Here is a 20,566-nt window from a genome sequence, read left to right as displayed (position 1 = left end):
TGCGCGGTGGTTCACAGACAGGCTTCCGAATTTGCCGCCATTGTTTAGAATGGAAGCCTTCTGGACAAGCACGAAAATTCCTTGCGTCCCCCGAAAAGGGCGTGGCAAACCCCTTTTTTCGTTTTTCCCCGCAGATGAGACAATCATGACTGACTACACCGCCAACCGTTACCTGCCCATCGCCTGGGAACTGTTCCACCGTGACACCCGCATGCTGGCGCACAAGCTGATGGACATCGGCCCGTTCCAGGGGGTGATTGCCATCACCCGTGGCGGCCTGATCCCGTCGTCGATCATTGCCCGTGAACTGGACCTGCGGGTGGTCGACAGCATCAGCATCATTTCCTATGACGACCGGGTGCAGGGCGAACCCCGCATTGCCAAGGACATTGACCGTGCGCTGGTTGGTGACGGGGAAGGCTGGCTGATCATTGACGATCTGGTTGACAGCGGGGTAACGGCCCGTCTGGTCAAGGCGCACATCCCCAAGGCGCACCTTGCCACCGTTTACGCCAAGCCGAAGGGCGAACCGGCGGTCGATACCTATGCAGTGCCGGTGCCGCAGGACATGTGGCTGCTGTTCCCGTGGGATGGCGAGCTGCAGCCGAACGAGCCGCTGGCCCGTCGGCGCGGGTAAAGGCAGAAGCGGGTCATGCTGCCGCCTGCGGGGGGCCGAAGGCGCTGTCCGGGGGGAACGGGGCAAGGTTGTCCAGAAACTGGTCGACCGAGCGGTCCCACGAACAGTGTTCGGCAAACTGGCGGCAGCGATCCGGCGGCAGCTCGAGGGCGGCCAGCGCGGCGGCGCGCAGATCGTGGTCAAGGACGGCCACCGGCGCCGCCGGGTCCTGATCGGCCACCACGTCCTGCGGCCCGGCGACCGGGTAGGCCGCCACCGGCAGGCCACAGGCCAGCGCTTCCAGCACCACCAGCCCAAAGGTGTCGGTCAGGCTGGGGAAGACGAACACGTCGGCTGAAGCATAGTGGCGGGCGAGGTCCTGCCCATGGCGGGCGCCAGCAAAATGCACCGCCGGATAGCGCCGTTTCAGCTCGGCCAACTGGGGACCATCGCCGACCACCACTTTGCTGCCCGGCAGGTCAAGGGTGAGAAAGGCCGCGATGTTCTTTTCCACCGCCACCCGCCCGACATACAGAAACACCGGTCGCGGCAGGTCGGCGTACAGGGTCTTGTCCTGCGGCGCGAACAGGGCGGTATCGACGCCACGGGTCCAGCGGCGGATGTTGCCGATGCCGTGCGCCCGCAATTCATCTTCGATGCCCTGAGTGGCGACCATCACCGCCTGGGCCGGGCCATGGAACCAGCGCAGGGCGCGATAGGACCAGCGAATCGGCATTCGGGTACGGGCGTGCAGGTAGTCGGCAAACTTGGTGTGAAAGGCGGTGGTGAACGGAATGCCGCGCCGGACGCAATAAGACCGCGCCGCCAGCCCCAACGGGCCTTCGGTGGCGATGTGGATGGCGCAGGGGCGCGCCGCATCAATCATCCGCGCCATCGAGCGACCGGGCAGGATCGCCAGCCGGATTTCCGGATAGGTGGGGCAGGGAACGGTGCGAAAACGGTCGGGGGTGATCATCTCCACTGCATGGCCGCGGGTGGTCAGGTGATCGCGCAGGGTGGCCAGGGTTCGCACCACGCCGTTGACTTGCGGCATCCAGGCGTCAGAAACCAGCAGAATACGCATGGTGGGCTCCTGTGTGTGGCGGGGTCAGGCCCCGGCAGTGGCCAGCGCAGCAACATCGCTGCCCGCGCGCAGTTTGGTCCAGTCGAGGATTTCCAGCCGCCCGTCGAAATGTTCGACCAGAGCGGTACAGCTTTCGACCCAATCGCCATCGTTGCAGTAGGTGATGCCGTTGACGTCGCGAATCTCGGCGTGGTGAATGTGGCCGCACACCACCCCGTCCAGTCCCCGCCGCCGGGCTTCATCGGCCATGGTGCCTTCGTATTTGGCAATGAAGCTGACGGCGTTCTTGACCTTGTGCTTCAGGTAGCGCGACAGCGACCAGTAGGGCAGGCCAAAGCGGCGGCGGATGAGGTTGAACCAGTGATTGAGGGTCAGGGCCAGCGTATAGGCACTGTCGCCCAGCAGGGCCAGCCATTTGGCGTACAGCACCACCCCGTCAAACTGGTCGCCGTGGATCACCAGAAACCGGCGGCCATCGGCGGTCTGATGGATGGCTTCGGGCAACAGGCGGACGTGGCCGAAATCGTTTTCGACGTAGTCGCGGGCGAATTCGTCGTGGTTGCCGGGGACATACAGCACCCGCGTTCCCTTGCGCGCCTTGCGCAGCAGCTTTTGCACCACATCGTTATGCGCCTGCGGCCAGTACCAGCTGCGGCGCAGACGCCAGCCGTCGATGATGTCGCCGACCAGATACAGGGTTTCACTGTCCACGCTGCGCAGAAAGTCGAGCAGGAATTCGGCCTTGCAGCCACGGGTGCCAAGATGGATATCGGACAGGAACACGGTGCGATAGCGATGCTCGGCGGTGCCGTCCGGCTGGTCGTCATCCTCGCGCCCATCGGGCACCAGTGGCGGCACCGAAGGCGGCCCGTCGGCTGTCTGCCCGCTGGGCGTGCCGGTGACGGGCGGTATAAGGGTCGCTGAGGGACTGGCCCCCACAAGATAGGAAAGCGCGTTCATCCTGTTCCCCGATCCAGCGAGCCGTCTCTCCCCAGGGGCGGCGTTGGAACTGTGAGGGAATAGGTAGTCCAGACGGACGCGGTAAAAAACACCAAACAGGCTGTGACGCCAATATTTCACCTTGCGGTCATGATTCTGTCATTTTTATTGTAGAAAAATATCATCATCTTGTTCTGTATTGATGTGGTAGTTACTGTCTGCTTTTATTGAATGAAACATCATGTCCGGGTGGATGATGACACTTTCTGCGCCCTTGCCCCCATCCGCTCGCCGCTTGATGATTATCTTTAATCCCACCGCCGGTGGTGCCAAAAAGAGGCGTCTGAACAAGACGTTGCAAGCCTTGCAGGCGCTGGGCTGCTCGCTGGTGCTGCGCGAGACGCAGCAACGCGGCGATGCCGAGCGCTTTGCCGCCGAAGCCGCTCTCAGTGCTGTCGACATGGTGGTGGCCGCGGGCGGCGATGGCACCATGAACGAGGTGCTGAACGGCCTGATGCAGCATCCCGCCGATCAGCGGCTGCCGCTGGGAATCATTCCGCTGGGAACCGCCAACGTGTTGGCGCTGGAGGTGGGGCAACGGTTGACGCCTGCCGACATGGCCCGCACCCTGGCCACCGGCACGCCACAGACTGTCCATCTGGCTCTGGTGCAGCCCGCTGCCGGTCCGGCGCGCCATGTCCTGTTGATGGCCAGCGCGGGCTTTGATGCCCATGTGGTGGAACACGTCCGGCTGGGGCTGAAACGGCGAACAGGCAAGCTGGCCTATGTTTTCGAGACACTATGGCAGGCCGTGCGCTATCCCTTTCCGCGCCTTCAGGGGTATTGTGACCAGCAGCCGTTCGAAGCGGCAACGGTGGTGGTGTGTAACGGACGGCTGTATGGCGGCCCGTTCGTGGCTGCGCCGGATGGCAATTTGCAGAGTGATGAACTGTATCTGTTGGCCTTGCCTCGGCGGGGGCTGCTGGCGGTGCTGGGCTATGCCGTCTCGCTGGCCTCGGGAAGCCTGTCCCGTCGGCCCGAGGTGACCTACCGCGCCTGCCACGAGGTGATGCTGACCGCCCCGGTGGGGGCCCCGGTGCAGGCCGATGGCGACAGCATCGCCTGCCTGCCGGTTCATATCACCGTCGCGCCGGAAACCATTGCACTGGTGTATCCGGGAGCGTGATGCGGAAGCGTGGCGGAAACAGAACGGGCCAGACTGCCCCCCATGGCAATCCAGCCCGTTTTCTGGTTGTGCGATCAGGTGAGGCTGATCAGGCGACGTGCCGACGCTTCTTGGCACCCTCGCCGATGTAATCCTTGTAACCCATGTCGTGCTTGACGATGTGGTCCATCAGCCAGCGCTTCAGGAAGGCCATGATTTCATCGAAGTTCAGCAGGTCGGGTTCGCGGTTGAACACCACGCCGATGTCTTCCACGACCTTGGTCAGTTCGCGGTGCATCGCAATGTGTTCTTTCTTGTGCGGGTAATCCGACGCCAGAAAGATGGCTTCTTCGCGTTCGAAGTGCCGCTTCACATATTCAACCAGCTGCCCCAGAATGCGGGCGATTTCCGCATTCCGGACCCGGGGGTTGTTCTTGATGTCCCACAACTGGTTGGTGATGTTCACCAGCATCTGATGGTCGTAGTCGATCGCGCTGTTGCCCACGCGCCAGGCATCATTCCATTGGATGAGCACGCCTTGCCTCCGGCCCCCTGTGTTTAACACCTGCACGAGCGCCCGTCGCGAGCGTCCGCAGCCCTGATTTTTTTGTAAACAGACTTTCTGCAGCCATAGTGTTAGCGCAATGGCCGGTCAGACACAAACAGGGATTTATACATCTGACGGCATAGCGGCCATGGCGAAAGCCCATCCGTTCAATATGGTGTTGTTGCCACTGGCTGGCAAGAATGCAACAGGCACAATTCCTGTCTGTGCGGGGGCTGACAGCACCGGAAATGGCAGGATGCCCTTGTTGAGACTGCGAAAAGCCATTTCATTTGGCTGCAGGCGAAAAAGACCCTGCCCGCCGGTACTGATCAGCGGTGGATGCCCTGCGCGGTGAACGGGAGGGCGTCTAGCGGAAAGGACTAGGCCTTAAGCCTGATAAAGCCGCAGGCCGTAGAGGTTCGCTTGCCCTTCGCCTCTGCCTTTTGGAATGGAACGGTCAAAAGGACGGGGCGACTCCGGGCGAGAGCGATGAGTCTTGAATGTTGATCGTGCTCACCGCTCTCGCCCTTTGGCTTGTCGCATTGGTGTTGTGAAAACCGGTTCCCACGGTTCGTACACGGCTCTGGTCCGTTCAGACGTTTGCCGTGACGCTGCCGATGGTGTTGCAGGTGGGGCAATGCACCGACCAGTCCGCAGCGGGAGTATGGCACTGGTCGCACTGCCACAGCGCAGCCGGGGCGGGAGAGTGGGCGTCCCACGCGGCGGCCAGCTTGTACCAGCGCAGGGCCTCGGTCGTGTTGCCGTGCTCGCTTTCTTCGAGGCGGGCCATCAGCAGGGCCAGCCGCCGCTCGTGGAGGCCACGGTCCAGCAGCGGTTTCAGGCGGGTACGGGCCTGCCCCCACAGTTCGGCCTGCAAGGCCGCTTCGGCGGCCAGCAGGCAGCTCTCCGGGTGGGAGGGGTTGCTGTCGGCCAGCGCATCCACATGCTGCACCCGTTTCAGGGCCTCTTCGCCTTGCCACAGCGACAGATAGGCCGCAGCCAGCGCCGGATGCGGCGCCGTGCGCCACGGTTCGATCAGCAGGGCAGCGGCCTTTTTGCCGTTGCCATCGCTGATCAGCGACTGGGCATGGCGCAGGACGGCGGGCAGGAAACCGGGGGCCGCCGAGACGGCTTTTTTGGTCAGGCGGGCGACCTCGTGGGTTTCCCCGCGCAGCAAGGCGGCATCGGCCTGCGCACACAGCAGCGTGGCGGTCAGGCGGGCGCGTTCGGCGTCGCTGAACACCTCGCGCTTGCAGCCAAGGTCGAGTGTCTTTTGCGCCGCCGCCCAGTCGCCCGCATCGACCAGAACGGTGAACAGCGGACGCACGGCCCAGGCGGCCCGTTCGTTGACAGCCACTGCCCGGCTGGCCACATCGCGCAGCAGCACCTTGTCGTTGCGCTTTTCAGCCAGCGCCAACAGCCCGTGCAGGGCAGCCAGCGCGCTGGAACGGGTTTCCAGCAGCTCTTCGTACAGCGCCTGAGCGCCATCCAGATCATCGCGCAACAGGGCGGCTTCGGCCTGAATCAGCACCGCTGCCTGTTGGTTGGGCAGCAGGGCCTTGGCCTGCGCGGCTTTCCTGGCCGCTTTGGCGGCGTCGTGGGTCAGCAGGGCACTTTCGGCCTCGGCCAGCGCCAGCAGGCCGCGCTTCAGGGCTCGGCGCGAGCGGAACCGGCCAATGACGCCGGGGACGGTCAGCACCCCCAGCACCAGACGGACCAGCAGGGAGACCACCAGCACCAGCAGTACGGCAGCGACCAGCAGCACTGGCACCGAGGTGTCAACCCGCCAGCCCAGCCATTGCACCATCACTTCGCCGGGGTGGTTGGCAAGCCACACGGCGCCAGCGACAGCCAGCCCGACGGCGATCAGGAACGAGATCAGACGAATCATGCTCATCCCTCCTTTTTGCCGGCAGTGGGCGGGGCGGGAGGCGCGCTGGTGGTGGCGGTCAGGGCGGCTAGGGCTTCGCCGGTCAGGTCCGACAGACCACTGGTGGCGGCAAGACGGGCCTTGGCGGCGGTCAGCCACGGTTGCGCGGCGGTGGCGGCCTGACCGTCCAGAGCCGCCAGTTCGGCGATGGCTCCGCTCAGGGCACCTTGCTTCAACAGGGCTTCGGCCCGGCTGACCACGGCGGCGGGCGATGTGCCGACGGCATCACCATCGGTCCGCCGGATGGACACCAGACTCATCATCCGGTCCATGGTGCGACTCCACCAGTCGGCGGTCTCGTTCGGCAAGGCTCCGGCGCGGATGATTGCGCCAGCCTGTGCGGCAAAATCCTGTTGCAACTGGATGGTGGTCGCCACGCCGCTCGCCGCCTGTGCCGCAAAGCCCGAGGTCAGGGTTTCAACATCAATGGTGCTCGGCGCCACCGCACGGGCGGTTTTCAGCTCGTCGGTAAACGGGCGGCCTTCGTCAACGGCGGCACGCAACTGACCAACCGCCAGCAAAAAGGCCAGCGCCTGATCCTGCCGGGCCATCGCCTGTTGAATCGCCCCTTCGACCGCCGCAACGCGGTCAGCCAGCGCCAGCACGCTGGAGGCTTGCGCCCGGTTGGCCTTCAGCTCGTTGATGTCCTTGCCCAAGGCCACCAGTTGCTCGTTCAGGGTGGTGCCGAGCGTGGTTTCCAGCGTCCCCAGACGCTTTTCCAGCGCGCTGGTGTCGGCTTTGGCGTCGCTCTTGACGTCGGGAACGTGCGGCTGGGCAGCCCCCACCGGGCCAGTCGGGCTGATGGCAATGGCCCCGGCCCCACCGCCAACGGCAGGCGCAGGCGCAACGGCGGCGCTGCTCATCTGCTCGTGGCCGTGTTCCAGCGTGGCGACACGCTTTTCCAACGCCGCCAGTTTGGTCTGCATCGCTCCAAGGGCGTCTTGCAACGCCGCCACCTCTTCGGTGCCCTCGCTCTGAACGGTCAGGCTGGCTTTTGGCAGCAGGGCGGCAGCATGGGGTTGCAGGGCGGCAGGCAGCGAGCCAAGCCACAGCGGCAGCGAGGCATAGCCCGCCAGAGCCGCCACCAGCACAACGGCGCTGACACCGCCAATGATTTTCGCCTTCCGCGCTCCGCTGGCTTTTTTGGCGGCGGCATCCTGCCCGCTGCGCTCGGCGGCGCGGGCGAGGGCAATTTCAACCGGATCGGTCGGTTGGGCGGAGGTAGGCTCAGACGGGGCCGAGGGCCGGTCGCTCATGGGGTATCTCCCTTCATGCTGCTGGCGCGGTCCTGATCAAGGATGCTCAGGAGGGCGTCTTGCGTCGGGTGCGGGGCAATCCGCACCCGGAGTTCAGACGCGTCAGATAAGGACGTGCTGGACAGGGCCTCTGCCACTGCCGGACTCAGGCAATAGGCAGTGACCGTAGACAGGTGAGGCGAAAGTTTAGCCTCTCGGGCAAGGGTTGCAAAGGTTTGTGCCGTTCGGGGCGAATACAGCAGCACCGCATCAAGCTGGTGCTGGCGGACACACTGCGCAAAGGCGGGGGAAAACGCCGTTGCCGGGCGGGTTTCGTACAGGACGGCCCGGTCAACATGAAAACCGCGCTCCCCCAGCAGGGCCGCCAGATCGCCCGCCTGCACCGAGGCGGCGGCGTGGAACAGTGGCCCCTGTTGCGGACGCAACAGGCGGCAGGTCAGCGCGGCCAGCGACTGGACATCGCCCGCCGCAGAATGAACGTTGGTAAAGCCCGCCGCCTGTGCGGTGCGGGCGGTCTGGTCGCCGACGCACAGCGCCGGGCGGTCCCACGGCGCCGACAGGGCGGCTCCGGTTTGACGCAGGGCTTCGGCCAGCGCCCGCACGCCGTTGGCGCTGGTCAGCAGCCAACCCTGAGCGCAGGCCATCTGCGCCAGGGCGGCGGGCGGGACGGCACAGGGCACCACCACCAGCAACGGTTCAAGGATCACCGTCAAACCGCGTTGGCGCAGGGCATGGGCGGTGCGGTCGGCGTCCTCAAGCGGGCGGGTGATGGCGACGTGCATGGGGCTGCTGTCTCAGGCTTTGCCAGCAGAGACGGCCTCGGCCAGAAGGGACGACGCCTGCTGGCGGACGTCTGCGGCAGCGGCCTCTCCGATGGCGACCGGATTGGACAACGGGCCGCGATGATTGACCACCACCGCTTCGCTGCCGTCCGGGCGGAGAACCATGCCACGGAACACGATGTCCCGCCCATGGACTTCGGCCAGCCCGGCAATCGGGGTCCGGCAGGAACCGTCCAGCGCGGCGAGAAAAGCCCGTTCACAGCGCACCCGCGCACTGCTTTCGCCGTGAATCAGCGGCAGCAGATAGTGATGACAGGTCAGGTCGTCCTCGCGGCAGGTGACGCCAATCGCCCCTTGCGCAATGGCAGGCAGCATGGTGTCAACGCTGAGGGTATCGGTGGCGTGCTGGCTCATACCCAGCCGGTTCAGCCCGGCAATCGCCAGCAGGGTGGCATCAACCACCCCGTCGCCCAGCTTGTTCAGCCGGGTCTGGACGTTACCGCGCAGCGGCACCACCTTCAGGTGGGGATAGCGGTGCAGCACCTGAGCGGCCCGCCGCAGGCCCGCCGTGCCGACTACCGCACCCGGTGGCAGGTCGGCGAGGGTCTTGGCCTTGTGGCAGATAAAGGCGTCGCGCGGGTCTTCGCGTTCCAGAATGCACGGCAGATCGATCCCCGGCGGCAGGGTGGTCGCCACGTCCTTCATCGAATGCACCGCGATGTCGATGGTGCCTGCCACCATCGCTTCGTCCAGCTCCTTGGTGAACAGGCCCTTGCCACCGATCTCGGCCAGTGTTCTGTTCTGGATGGCATCGCCGGTAGTGGTGAAAATGCGAATGTCGATGCTCCCCGGCTCGGCAAGCTCCGAGTGGGCAGCGATGAGACGGTCGCGGACCTCGTGCGCCTGAGCCAGCGCGAGGGGGCTTCCGCGGGTGCCGATAACTAACTTGGGTCTGGTGGTCATGATCCAGGTGGTGTAAGGGCAAGGCGTGCCCATGGAAAGGAAATGAGCCGAATGGCGTCGCCCAACAGTATGTCCCTTGCGAGCCCTGATGCAATGACTCCGTGCTATATTTTGGGAATCGAAAGCAGTTGCGACGAAACGGCGGCTGCGGTGGTGCGGGCTGACGCCCCCTGTGGCGAGCGGGTGGTGAGCGAGGTGGTGCTGTCGCAACTGGAGGATCACCGGCCGTATGGCGGTGTGGTGCCCGAGATTGCCGCCCGTGCCCACCTGTCGGCCTTGCAGGCGCTGGTGGCCGAAGCGATGCAGCGTGCCGGAGTCGGCTATGGCGATCTGTCAGCGGTGGCGGCGACCGGCGGGCCGGGGCTGATTGGCGGGGTGATCGTCGGGGTGATGGCCGCCAAGGCGATTGCGATGGTCCACGACAAACCGTTTCTGGCGGTCAACCATCTGGAAGGCCATGCCCTGACCCCGCGCCTGTCGCACGATGTGCCGTTCCCCTATCTGCTGCTGCTGGTATCGGGCGGGCATTGCCAATTGCTGGTGGTCGAGGGCGTCGGCCAGTTCCGCCGTCTGGGCACCACCATTGACGACGCCGCCGGGGAAGCCTTTGACAAGGTGGCGAAGATGATCGGGCTGGGCTATCCCGGTGGCCCGGCGGTGCAGGCGGCCGCCGTTGGTGGTGATCCCCGCCGCTTTGACCTGCCGCGTCCGCTGAAGGGGCGGCCCGGCTTTGATTTCTCGTTTTCCGGCCTGAAAGCCGCCGTTCGCCGCAGCATCGAACAGATGCCACCCGGCCCGTTGAGCGCACAGGACAAGTCCGATCTGGCGGCGTCGTTTCAGGCGGCCCTGGTTGATAGCACCCTTGACCGAGTGCGGCGGGCGGTGCGCCATTTCCGCGCCAACTGGCCGCAGGGAACGGCGCTGGTGGTGGCCGGAGGCGTGGCGGCCAATGCGCCGCTGCGTGCCGAGCTGACCACGCTGGCTGCCCGCGAGGGGCTTGATTTTGTCGCCCCGCCGCTGAAATGGTGTACCGACAACGCCGCCATGATCGCCTGGGCCGCCGCCGAGCGGCTGGCGCTGGGCCAGAGCGACCCGCTGGATTTCAAGCCGCGCCCGCGCTGGCCGCTTGATCCCGATGCCCCCAAGGCACGTGGTGCCGGGGCTGTCAAAGCTTAATATCCTCCAACTTGAGGCCTTTCAATCATGACCAATTCCGACCCCTCGGGCCTGACCCAGCTGGGAACCCATACCGCCCTGCCGGATGACCCGGAACGGGCGGTGCTGGAAACCGTGCCCAACCCGCACCCCGATACCCGCTATGTTACCCGCTTTACCCAGCCGGAATTCACCAGCTTGTGCCCGGTGACCGGCCAGCCGGATTTCGCCCATCTGGTGATCGACTTCATTCCGAACCAGCGGCTGGTCGAATCCAAAAGCCTGAAGCTGTTCCTCGGCTCGTTCCGTAACCACGGGGCGTTCCACGAAGATTGCACCGTCTATATCGGCAAGCGCATCGCCGCCGCCATCGAACCGCACTGGCTGCGCATCGGCGGCTATTGGTATCCGCGCGGCGGGATGCCGATCGACGTGTTCTGGCAGACCGGCGAAGCCCCCGCCGGGGTGTGGATCCCCGAGCAGGGTGTGGCCGGTTATCGCGGGCGCGGCTGAGGTTCCTGCTGCCGCCCGTCAAGCAGCCGGAACTGTTCAAGGAACAGGCATTCGGCCTGCTTGCTGGGCAGAGGGGTCAGGGTCACGTCCGTCAGCGGTCTGGCCTTGATCCCCAGCACTTTCCGCACTTCATCGGCGGTAAAGCCCGCCAACTGAACGGCTTCGGTGGCTCCGGCGATCAGGTCGGCCTTTTTGATCAGCGCCTTGTCTTCGGCAGACAGGTCGGCAGGCAGGCCAAAGCGCAGATGCACCGCCCGCGTCAGGCGCAATTCAACTTCACGGAACACGTCGCCGACCACCGCCTTTAACGGGGTGATCATGTCGTGGGTGACGTATTCGCTGGCATCGTGCAGCAGCCCGGCCAGCAACAGGGCCGGTGATGGCGCAGGCCGGAAACCGTGCATAATCTCGACCACAAACACCGAATGCTGGGCCACCGACCACGCATGGTCGCCGCTGGTCTGACCATTCCAGCGGGTATTGCGCGCCAGTCCCAAGGCAATGTCGCCGATTTCAATATCCAGCGGGCTGGGGTCAATGAGGTTCAACCGCCGCCCGGACAGCATGCGTTGCCAGGTGCGTGGGGCATGTTGTTGCAGGCGGTCGCGGGCTTCGGGGCTGAGGGTCATGGCAACGCCTCACCGGGGGTCTTTGACGGTGGGCGGCGGCTCAAAGGAAAATGACAGCTGGTCGGTTTCCTCAGGGGCTCCTTCCGCACGCGGGTCCAGTTCGGCCAGCAAAGGCGATGTGTTGGTGGTGGTCTGGAAACGTCCCTTGCTGTCCACCGGGGCAGGGGGCGCAACCTTGTGCCGCCACAGGGCAAACAGGGCCAATCCGACTCCTGAAACGGCGATGAACAGGAACAGTCCGGCCGGGCCGATGATCTCCATCAGGGCCGAAGAGGCAATCGGGCCGATGGTGGCCCCGACGGCAAAGGCCATCAGCAACCCGCCCGAGGCGGCGACAAAATGTTGCGGCTCGATGAAGTCGTTGGCGTGGGCCACCGCCAGCGGATAGAGGGTAAACAGGCCGACACCCAGCAAGGCAATCAGCACGAACGGGGCCGGGTTGTCGTGGACGCTGTTCAGATTGTCCGCACCAATCCACATCGACAGGGCCGCAAGGCCCAGACTGAGAAGGGCACTGACCATCGCCACCCCGCTGATCACCTTGCGGCGTTCCAGCTTGTCGGACAGGCGCCCGATGGGCCATTGCCCCAGCATTCCGCCCAGGATGCCGCAGGAAACCATGGTGGCGATACCAAAGGTATCCAGCCCCATTTTGGCGGCATAGCGGGGGGCAATGGAGTAAAACGAGCCAAGGGCCAACCCGGAGGTAAAGCACCCGGCCATGCCCAGCGGGCTGGAGGCCAGCAATTTGGCGATGCTGAACGGAGAATGGGCGGGCAGAGCCGGAGCGGGCGAGCGGTTCATGGCGATCGGGACCAGAGCCAGCGAAAACAGGATCGCCACCAGCATGAACAGGGTGCTGCCATGAATGTCGGCGGCGGTCAGCAGGTACTGACTGGCGGCATTGGCACCGTACAGGATAATCATGTACAGGCTGAATACCGTTCCGCGCGTGGTGTTGGTCGCACGGTCGTTGAGCCAGCTTTCAATGCACATGAACAGCCCGGCGACCAGATAGCCTTCGACAAAGCGCAGACCTCCCCAGACCACAGGGTCGATGATCAGCACATGCATCAGGACGGCGGCGGAAAACAGGGCGGCAAAGGCGGCAAAGATGCGGATGTGACCGCGGCTTTCGATAAAGCGGCGGACGTGCAGGGCACCAATGATCTGGCCGGCATAAAACGCCGACATGATCAGACCGGCGGTGAAGGGTGGAATGCCTTCCATCGACATGCGGACTGACAGCAGCGTCGCCAGCAAACCGTACCCGAACATCATGATGCCGGCACCGACCAGCACGGCAGAAATTGACGCAAGCACCTGACGCATCACACCCTCGTTGTGTGGGGGAAGGAACGAGAGATCATCTGTTGCATGCTGCTGACATCAGAAGACCCTGATATTTCGCAACATCTTATCACAGGATATTTTGCCTGCCGGGGAATAAAACAAGGACGCAGCCGGTTTCCCGACTGCGTCCCTGGCTCGTTCTGGTCCGGCCCGTGAAAAGACCGGCGGAGAACGCTCTTTAGAGCGGGGGGCGTTCCCCTGGGGTCTCGGCCCCCGCTTTAGCTCTGTTCATGTCGCAGGGGCTTTCGCCCCTGCTCGGGATTTGACTCTGTACGTTCCGCAAATTCGTCGTCGCAGGGGCTTTCGCCCCTGCTCGGGATTTGCGTTAGTGCACCGACTCACCGTGCTGGGTCAGGTCCAGACCTTCACGCTCTTCTTCCGGCGAGACGCGCAGGCCGATCACCATGTCCAGAACCTTCAGGATGATGAAGGTGGCAATGGCACACCACACGATGGTGACGCCGACGCCGTAGACCTGCAGACCGAACTGGGCAGCGTTGCCTTCCAGCAGACCGGCCTTGCCGTTGATCGATTCCGCCGCGAACACACCGGTCAGCAGGGCACCGACGATCCCGCCGACACCGTGCACGCCAAAGGCGTCCAGCGAGTCGTCGTAACCGAGGGCATGCTTCAGCCAGGTGGCGCCCCAGAAGCACACAACACCAGAGATCAGGCCGATCAGCAGGGCACCGGTCGGGGTGACGAAGCCAGCGGCCGGGGTGATGGCAACCAGACCACCAACGGCACCCGAGATGATGCCCAGCACGCTCGGCTTGCCGCGCACGCCCCATTCAACCAGCATCCAGGCCACGGCAGCAGCAGCGGTAGCAACCTGGGTGGTCATCATGGCGGTGGCAGCCAGACCGCCAGCGGTCAGGGCGGAACCGGCGTTGAAGCCGAACCAGCCCACCCACAGCAGGGCAGCGCCGATGACCGACAGGGTCAGGTTGTGCGGAGCCATGTTGTCGACGCCATAGCCCTGACGCTTGCCGATCACGATACAGGCCACCAGACCAGCGATACCGGCATTGATGTGCACCACGGTACCACCAGCGAAGTCCAGCACGCCAGCATCGAACAGGAAGCCGCCGGTTGCCCAGACCGAGTGGCAGATCGGGATGTAGACGATCAGCACCCACAGGACGGTGAACCACAGCATGGCCGAGAACTTCATGCGGTCAGCAAAGGCGCCGGTGATCAGCGCCGGAGTGATGATCGCAAAGGTCATCTGGAACATGGCGAACAGGATTTCCGGGATGGTCCCGGACAGGGTGGTCGGCAGGATGCCGGTCAGCATGGCCTTGGACAGGCCACCGATGACCGGGGTGCCTTCGGTAAAGGCCAGCGAGTAACCGACAACCATCCACAGAACCGTCACCACCGCGGTGATGGCAAAGCTCTGCATCATGATCGACAGGACGTTTTTCTTGCGCACCATGCCGCCATAGAACAGGGCCAGGCCCGGAATGGTCATCATCAGCACGAAAGCGGAAGACACCAGCAACCAGGCAGTATCCCCAGAGTTCAGAGTGGGTGCCGCTGCCTCGGCAGCGTCGTCCGCCATGGCGACCGAGGAGTAAAGCAGACCAGCTGCGCTAGCAGCCGCACCCGCCAGAAATGATTTTTTAGGATGGTTCATCGGTAACCCCCGAAGCGGCTTAATGCCGAGCAATCTCCAACAGACACGAACACCCGTTTTGACCCTGGGTATCGTGACCAGTGCCTTTCCTCTAACAAAAACCGTGCCAGTCGGCTTTTTGGCGAGAATAGGGCAGATGCGCGCCGGTATTCATCCGTAGTCCCGAATACATGCCGCAAAATTGAGCAAAGAGGAAGCGGCGTGCTGTGAATCCGGGCATCATGGGTAAAATGGCTGTTTGCCAGCGGTCAGGATGCGGCTTGTGGGGGCGTTTGGGCCGAAAGCGGGGCGTTTCCACCGGAAAACAGCCAGCGGCGGAAGGTTTCCGGCGGCAAAGCGCGGACCAGGGGGGCCAGAACAGCCATCAGCAGGATGGCGGCAATGCCCCGGCCCAGCAAAACGCCGGACCAATGCCCCCCCAGAGCCATCATGAACAGGGTGTCTTCGATCAGGCTGTGGCACAGACACAGGAAGGCAATCGCCAGAAAGGTGTCGCGTGGCGGCAGGCGACCGGCCTGGCTGTCGCGGATGATCAGCCCGCCGCCATAGCTTAGCCCCAGCAAGACCCCGATCATCGTCAGCGGGGTGGCCTGCGGACCAATGCCCATCAAACGCAGAACCGGCGACAGCAGGCGGGTCAGCAATCTGGTCAGGCCGCTGGCATCCATCAGGCGCAGCACCAGCAGCAGGACGACCAGAATGCCCAGCATCGACAGCAGGGATTCTGCCGAGGCCAGCAGCCAGTCTCCCCAGCCTTCCTGCTGGGAATGGTGCGGCAGAAAGGTGATGTCCAGCGGCTGTTGCAACAGGTCAAAGCCGTTATAGATCGCTGACAGGATCGCCCCATAGCCAAGGGCAAAGCCAAGGCGCAGGGCAGCGGTGACGATCAGCGAGGCTCCGGCTTTCTGGCAAATCCGCTGCTCCAGCGGCAGCCCGTGCCCGGCCAGCATCATCACTGACAGCACCGTCATTTGGGCAACGGTCAGCGGCGTTTCAGGCAAAACGCCCAAAAGAGCAGCAGCCCCACCGTACAGATTGACCAGACAGGTGGTGGCCCAGACCACGCCCATTTCGGGCGGCAATCCGACCAGCATCATCACCGGGGCAAAGATGGCCCCCAGCCAGGGGATAATGCCCAGCTCGACGGCTACTTTCACCGCCAGCATCACCGGTATCATGATCTTCAACAACGACCAGTAGAGCCTGAGGGTATCTTTCAGCAGCCCCCGGACAGCCTGTATGACGGCCTGCATGTCACTTCATCCCTTTGCAAACATGGCGACAGGATGGATAAAATACGTCATGTCTGATGCAAAAAGTGGTCAAAGACACCATTTTTGTGAATAGTTCTGTCAATATGAATGCTAAATCTGGTGGAAAATGGCAAACAGGCAGTTTCTTGAACCGGTCGATCACCGTTTGCTGGCCGAATTGCAGGCCAATGCCGAGATCACCAATGCCGCTCTGGCTGAAAAAGTCGGACTGTCACCGTCTTCATGCCTGCGGCGTGTGCAACGGCTCAAGGAAGACGGCATCATCCTGCGCACCGTTGCCCTTGTGGACGGTGAAAAGGTCGGACAGGGGTTGCGGGCGATGGTCGAGGTGATGCTGGATCACCACGGCGGGCCTCAGCGCAGGGATTTTGTTGCACGCGTGCGGCAGGAACAGGCGGTGCTGTCGGCATGGGCGGTGACTGGCGAGCCGGATGTGGTGCTGATTCTGTCATTGCGCGACATGAAGGATTACCAACGGCTGTGCGAGCGCCTGTTCACCAACGATGCCAATGTGATTCGCTTTCGATCCCATTTCGTGATGGACAGCTATAAGGATGAAACGGCGCTGCCAACGGCAGGCTGACGACCATCGAGTGTTGCTCCATGACCCTGTTTTCTTTTTGTCGTGTCCTGTGGTTTCACATTTAAGGCTCACAGCTCTGGAACGAAATTATCTTGTGGTTGTGCTTGTCCTTCATTTCAGTTTCTGTTCAGCTATGGGCTGTTTAATGGATATCACCGGATAGATTGGCTCCACATGGTCCGTCATGCGGGAGATACCGTCACGAACTGGGCTGTGCTGTGCGATCACTCTTTGCTCCTGTCGCTGTTCTGGTGATTGAGGACGATCCGAATGTCGGAGAGTTTCTGCGGGATTTTTTGCAGGAGTCTTCCTATACCCCGATCCTGTGTCATGGCGTGCGACAGGCACTCGATGCCCTCAGCGCCAATCCCGATATTCATGTCGGACTGGTTGACATCCACCTGACCAGCATGACCGGCTTCGACCTGCTGGAGCACCTGAAGGCGCAGGGGACAGCGCTGGAGGCGGTGATGATGACTGGTCGCAGCAGTTGCTCCCCCGACCTGTGGCGGCAGGCCGGTGAGCTGGGGGTGCATGACATTTTGCAAAAGCCGATCGATCACGGGCGGTTGTTGGCGGCCCTGATGCGGGCGGTTCATGCTGCCGGACAGCGTCAACGGATCGTCTGTTTGCAGAACCGTCTTGATCAACCGGCTGGCCCCGCCTCTCCCGTCCCCGCCTCTCTCGCTCCCGCCTCGCCCCTGCTGGCGACAACGGTATCGCAACAGGGCGACCTCTCGCAGGCGGAATCCATTTTACTGGAACGTTTGGTGGCCTGTGCCCGTTTGCGCGATGACGGAACCGGGGCGCATTGCCAGCGTGTTGGCCGTTACGTGCGCTTATTGGCTGACGAAATTGGTCTGCCATCGGCACAGAGCGAGCGCCTGGGATGGGCGGCGATGCTGCATGATCTGGGCAAGATCGGCGTTCCGGACCGGCTGATCAACAAGCCCGGCCTGCTCAGCCCCGAGGAAATGACCATCATGCGGGGGCATGCGGCCATCGGCCATGGCCTGCTGGAGGGAACGCAGCATCCGGTCCTGCAACTGGCCGCCGAAATCGCGCTGAGTCATCACGAGCATTTCGATGGCTCGGGCTACCCGCAAGGGCTACGGGGGGAGGACATTCCCCTCTCGGCCCGTCTGACCGCCCTCTGTGATGTCTATGATGCCCTGCGCATGCAACGACCCTATAAAGCCCGTCTGGATCATCAGGCTGCCCTGCGGGTTCTGTTGCAGGGCGATGGCTATTCCTGTCCCCAGCATTTTGACCCGGTGCTGTTGGCCGCCTTTGCGCGGATTGAACAGCAGTTTGCACGCATTTTTGACCACGACGACGATTTATAGAGTAGTGAGCGCAAAAGGGGTTCCCACTTTTCGCACAATGCTCAGGCAGACAGCAACCGCTCGATTTCCCGTAGCAAGGCAAGGGGCTGGATGGGCTTGCCGAGGCTGGCGGTGATGCCCAGTTGCTTCAGGCGCGCCAGATCGGCCCCACGGGTGCGGGGGAGCAAGGCCAGCAAGGGGCAGTTTTCCAGCGACAGGAGGGATCTGATTTCCTGGGCGACGGCTTCCTCGGCCATTGTTTCGGCTGGCAGGCTGACGATCAACAGGTCCGGCGGAGCCATTTCGATCAGGGGAACAGCCTGAGCGCAGGAGCTGGCCGCGTGAACGTGATAGCTGGGGTAAGGGCCAAGAACCTGCTGTAGAAAAGCCCGGTCTCCGGGGGTGTCCTCGATGATCAGCACTTGCGCGGGGGGCGTTCTGGCTTGCACGATCACGCCGCCGGACAGGGCCGGAGAGGCCTCGTTGGTGGTGTGGGACGATGGGGTGATGCGAGACGGCGAGGTGGCGAGCGGCAGGTCAACGGCAAACAGCATGCCCTGCTCCTGCGGTTCGGCCAGCAAGCGACCACCCATGGCTTCGACAAGCTTTTTGCTGATTGCCAGACCGATACCGGTACCCTCGATGCTGGAGTTTTCGTGTCCAAGGCGGTTGAACGGCTCGAACAGGTGGGGCAGCAGGCTCTCGGGGATGCCGCAGCCGGTGTCTTCGATCCGCAGGCGATAGAACTGCCGGTTCAGAGGTCCGGCGGACAGGGTGACGGTGCCGCCCGGACGATTGTACTTGATGCCGTTGCTGATCAGATTGAGCAGAATCTGGCGCAGGCGGCTTTGATCGGCCCGCACCAGAGCAGGCGCCAGCGAGTCGCCCTCTTCTCCCGGCAGGTGAATGGTGACCTCCATCTGCTCGGCCAGAACTCCGGCCAGACGGGCACACTCGGCCAGAATCACCGCCGGGGCGACATTTTCCAGTTTCAGGATGACTTGCCCGCTTTCGATGCGGGAAAAATCGAGGGTTTCGTTGACCAGACAGAGCAGGGCTTCGCCCGCCTGATGGACGCGGACCACCTGATCGCGCTGTCGTGGCGGCAGTGGCGGAGTGCTGGTCAGCAGCAGTTGGGTAAAGCCCATGATGGCGTTCAGCGGGGTCCGCAGTTCGGTGCTCATGCGGGTCAGGAAGGCATATTTGGCCTGATTGGCGGTTTGTGCACTCAACTGTGCGGCCTTCAGGGTTTCTTCCTGATGGAGCCGTTCGCGGATGTCACGGAAGAAGGCGAAGGATCCACTCAGGCTGCCGTTGTCAAATTCGCTCGACGCCATGACGTCAACCTGTACCGGTGTTCCATCCTTGTGATGGAACGTCAGGGTGTAGGAGCGGAACTGCGTCGAGCTGCGCAGGCGCATCTGTTCGTGGAAGATGGCCAGCCCCTCGGGGGTCAGGATGGGCTCCAGCGATTTTCCCATCATCTCGGTCGCGCTGTAGCCCAGCAGGCGCAGGGCTTCCTGATTGATCCCGATCACCCGTCCGGCCTGATCGAGATGGACAAAGCCCTCGTTCGAGGTGTCGATGATCCGTTGCACCCGTTGCAGCGAGTTTTCCAGATCGTGCAGCAGGGCATGGGTCCGTTCAACTTCGCGCGACAGGGCGGTGTTGCGCTGGGCGACGGTTTCTTCCAGATGCTCCTGATGGCGCAGCAATTCCTTTTCCGCCGCCACCCGACAGGTCACTTCGTAATGCAGGCGTTCGTTCTGGGCTGCGACCACCCGCGATGTCCGGCTCATCTGGCGCATCAACAGGGCACCGACCAGCAACAGGGCGCAACTGGCAAAAATGCCAATCAGGGCGGTCGGTGACACCAGCGTCGGGGCCATGTCTGGCGGCACAAATTCCAGCCGGGCGATTTCCAGCCCTTGCGGATTGGCAAAGACCACCGACGATTTCAGCAAGTCCTTTGGGTTGGTGAACAGGGCGTGGGTCAGCGGCGAACCATTGTCCGGGTGCATGCTATCGTGGGCGTGCAGCAGGACGGTGGTTTCGGTGGGCGTGATGCGGACCAGACTGGCATGGGGCAAGGACAGGCGCGAGGTCAGCTGTTCCAGCCAGGCGGTATTCAGCGGGCGGAGGAACACCACATTGGGTACGCTTTCCCGGTCATACACCCGGACGTTGACGGCCGGGCGAAGTTCCGAGGTGGCGGCAACATACAAAACGCCATCAATCAGCAAAAATCCCGAGCTGGTCGCCGGGCGGCCGGTGATGTTGGGGGTGATGAGGCGGCTTTGTGATGCCAGATCGCGCAAGGACCCGATCAGGGTCATTGCTGCTGGCGTGCTGCTGTCGATATCCTCGATGGCATCGTTGGCAAATTGCCGGATCGGTCCGCGTGGATAGACCAGATAAACGGCGCTGACCTGATAGGAACTGGTCAGGTCGGGACCATAATTGCTGTGCAGCCAGTCGGGATTAAGACTTTGGGTGATGGTGTCGAACGCTTCATCCCAATAGCTGTAATCGCTGACCAGCAGTTCCATGCTTTTCTGCAGGTCCTGCTGGCTGGCAATGATGTTCTGTTCGACCAGGTCGTGGGTGGTGCGGCGCACGCCGTCGCGGACAGTCAGGATTTGCAGAACACTGATCACCACGAACAGTACGGCCGCGCATCCCAAAAGGACCATCGCCCGTCGCAGATGCCGGTCGGTATGGTCGGGATTCCAAATCTCTGCCATCGGCGCCCTCCGCTCTCCCCCCCCTCCCTGGCCTTGTTGCATTAGGACCATCGTTTTAAGGAGGATGGC

The 20,566-nt window shown here is 63.1% G+C and carries 18 protein-coding genes; 6 read left to right on the top strand and 12 right to left on the bottom strand.

Annotated features, from left to right (window positions below):
- The first annotated feature begins 145 nt into the window (after positions 1–145).
- Positions 146–637, top strand: coding sequence for a xanthine phosphoribosyltransferase (gene gpt / locus BW995_RS12230; protein WP_076400681.1), 492 nt, complete (start codon positions 146–148; stop codon positions 635–637).
- 13 nt (positions 638–650) lie between these two features.
- Here gpt and BW995_RS12225 read toward each other — a convergent pair whose 3' ends face one another.
- Positions 651–1,700: a glycosyltransferase family 4 protein gene (locus BW995_RS12225; RefSeq protein WP_076400680.1), complete on the bottom strand. Its 1,050-nt coding sequence runs from the start codon at positions 1,698–1,700 to the stop codon at positions 651–653.
- 24 nt (positions 1,701–1,724) lie between these two features.
- A complete protein-coding gene (locus BW995_RS12220) occupies positions 1,725–2,660 on the bottom strand; it encodes a UDP-2,3-diacylglucosamine diphosphatase (RefSeq protein WP_084194806.1) in 936 nt (311 codons plus the stop codon).
- A 232-nt stretch (positions 2,661–2,892) separates the two neighbouring features.
- On the opposite strand from BW995_RS12220, the gene BW995_RS12215 reads away from it, so the two are divergent.
- Positions 2,893–3,825: a diacylglycerol/lipid kinase family protein gene (locus tag BW995_RS12215; RefSeq protein ID WP_076400925.1), complete on the top strand. Its 933-nt coding sequence runs from the start codon at positions 2,893–2,895 to the stop codon at positions 3,823–3,825.
- Between the two features lie 88 nt (positions 3,826–3,913).
- Here BW995_RS12215 and BW995_RS12210 read toward each other — a convergent pair whose 3' ends face one another.
- The 5 genes from BW995_RS12210 to hemC form a co-directional block, all read right to left on the bottom strand.
- On the bottom strand, positions 3,914–4,339 hold the full coding sequence (locus BW995_RS12210) for a bacteriohemerythrin (RefSeq protein ID WP_076400679.1): 426 nt from the start codon (positions 4,337–4,339) through the stop codon (positions 3,914–3,916).
- A gap of 604 nt (positions 4,340–4,943) precedes the next feature.
- The gene (locus tag BW995_RS12205; protein WP_076400678.1) at positions 4,944–6,242 is read right to left on the bottom strand and encodes a heme biosynthesis HemY N-terminal domain-containing protein; all 1,299 of its coding nucleotides are present in this window, start codon (positions 6,240–6,242) and stop codon (positions 4,944–4,946) included.
- 2 nt (positions 6,243–6,244) lie between these two features.
- The gene (locus BW995_RS12200) at positions 6,245–7,537 is read right to left on the bottom strand and encodes a COG4223 family protein (protein WP_076400677.1); all 1,293 of its coding nucleotides are present in this window, start codon (positions 7,535–7,537) and stop codon (positions 6,245–6,247) included.
- Positions 7,534–8,319: a uroporphyrinogen-III synthase gene (locus tag BW995_RS12195; protein ID WP_076400676.1), complete on the bottom strand. Its 786-nt coding sequence runs from the start codon at positions 8,317–8,319 to the stop codon at positions 7,534–7,536. The genes BW995_RS12200 and BW995_RS12195 overlap by 4 nt, the downstream gene beginning before the upstream one ends.
- Before the next feature lie 12 nt (positions 8,320–8,331).
- Positions 8,332–9,282, bottom strand: a complete 951-nt coding sequence (hemC, locus tag BW995_RS12190) for a hydroxymethylbilane synthase (RefSeq protein WP_139332885.1) — start codon at positions 9,280–9,282, stop codon at positions 8,332–8,334.
- Between the two features lie 93 nt (positions 9,283–9,375).
- On the opposite strand from hemC, the gene tsaD reads away from it, so the two are divergent.
- Positions 9,376–10,458: a tRNA (adenosine(37)-N6)-threonylcarbamoyltransferase complex transferase subunit TsaD gene (tsaD, locus tag BW995_RS12185; RefSeq protein ID WP_076400923.1), complete on the top strand. Its 1,083-nt coding sequence runs from the start codon at positions 9,376–9,378 to the stop codon at positions 10,456–10,458.
- Positions 10,459–10,485: 27 nt separating this feature from the next.
- On the top strand, positions 10,486–10,950 hold the full coding sequence (gene queF, locus BW995_RS12180) for a preQ(1) synthase (RefSeq protein ID WP_076400675.1): 465 nt from the start codon (positions 10,486–10,488) through the stop codon (positions 10,948–10,950).
- Here queF and BW995_RS12175 read toward each other — a convergent pair.
- The 4 genes from BW995_RS12175 to BW995_RS12160 form a co-directional block, all read right to left on the bottom strand.
- A complete protein-coding gene (locus BW995_RS12175) occupies positions 10,932–11,579 on the bottom strand; it encodes an HD domain-containing protein (protein ID WP_076400674.1) in 648 nt (215 codons plus the stop codon). The genes queF and BW995_RS12175 overlap by 19 nt on opposite strands.
- A gap of 9 nt (positions 11,580–11,588) precedes the next feature.
- Entirely contained in the window at positions 11,589–12,911 is a 1,323-nt protein-coding gene (locus BW995_RS12170) for an MFS transporter (RefSeq protein WP_076400673.1), read from the bottom strand.
- A gap of 346 nt (positions 12,912–13,257) precedes the next feature.
- Positions 13,258–14,571: an ammonium transporter gene (locus BW995_RS12165; RefSeq protein WP_076400672.1), complete on the bottom strand. Its 1,314-nt coding sequence runs from the start codon at positions 14,569–14,571 to the stop codon at positions 13,258–13,260.
- A 248-nt stretch (positions 14,572–14,819) separates the two neighbouring features.
- Positions 14,820–15,824: a hypothetical protein gene (locus tag BW995_RS12160; RefSeq protein WP_076400671.1), complete on the bottom strand. Its 1,005-nt coding sequence runs from the start codon at positions 15,822–15,824 to the stop codon at positions 14,820–14,822.
- Positions 15,825–15,951: 127 nt separating this feature from the next.
- Between BW995_RS12160 and BW995_RS12155 the strand changes: the two genes are divergently transcribed.
- Both BW995_RS12155 and BW995_RS12150 read left to right on the top strand, forming a co-directional pair.
- Positions 15,952–16,428 (top strand): Lrp/AsnC family transcriptional regulator, encoded by a 477-nt coding sequence (locus tag BW995_RS12155; RefSeq protein WP_076400670.1) that lies wholly within the window; start codon positions 15,952–15,954, stop codon positions 16,426–16,428.
- Positions 16,429–16,646: 218 nt separating this feature from the next.
- Positions 16,647–17,774 carry a response regulator gene (locus BW995_RS12150; protein WP_076400669.1) on the top strand — a complete coding sequence of 376 codons (1,128 nt, stop codon included), beginning with the start codon at positions 16,647–16,649 and terminating at the stop codon, positions 17,772–17,774.
- A 41-nt stretch (positions 17,775–17,815) separates the two neighbouring features.
- On the opposite strand, the gene BW995_RS12145 is transcribed toward BW995_RS12150, so the two are convergent.
- The gene (locus BW995_RS12145) at positions 17,816–20,497 is read right to left on the bottom strand and encodes an ATP-binding protein (protein ID WP_076400668.1); all 2,682 of its coding nucleotides are present in this window, start codon (positions 20,495–20,497) and stop codon (positions 17,816–17,818) included.
- Positions 20,498–20,566: the final 69 nt, after the last annotated feature.

The sequence above is a fragment of the Insolitispirillum peregrinum genome (assembly GCF_900156605.1).
In the GTDB taxonomy this organism is placed as follows: Bacteria; Pseudomonadota; Alphaproteobacteria; order Rhodospirillales; family Rhodospirillaceae; genus Insolitispirillum; species Insolitispirillum peregrinum.
Note: the sequence above shows the minus strand (reverse complement) of the source record. Positions and strands in the feature narration are given on the sequence as shown.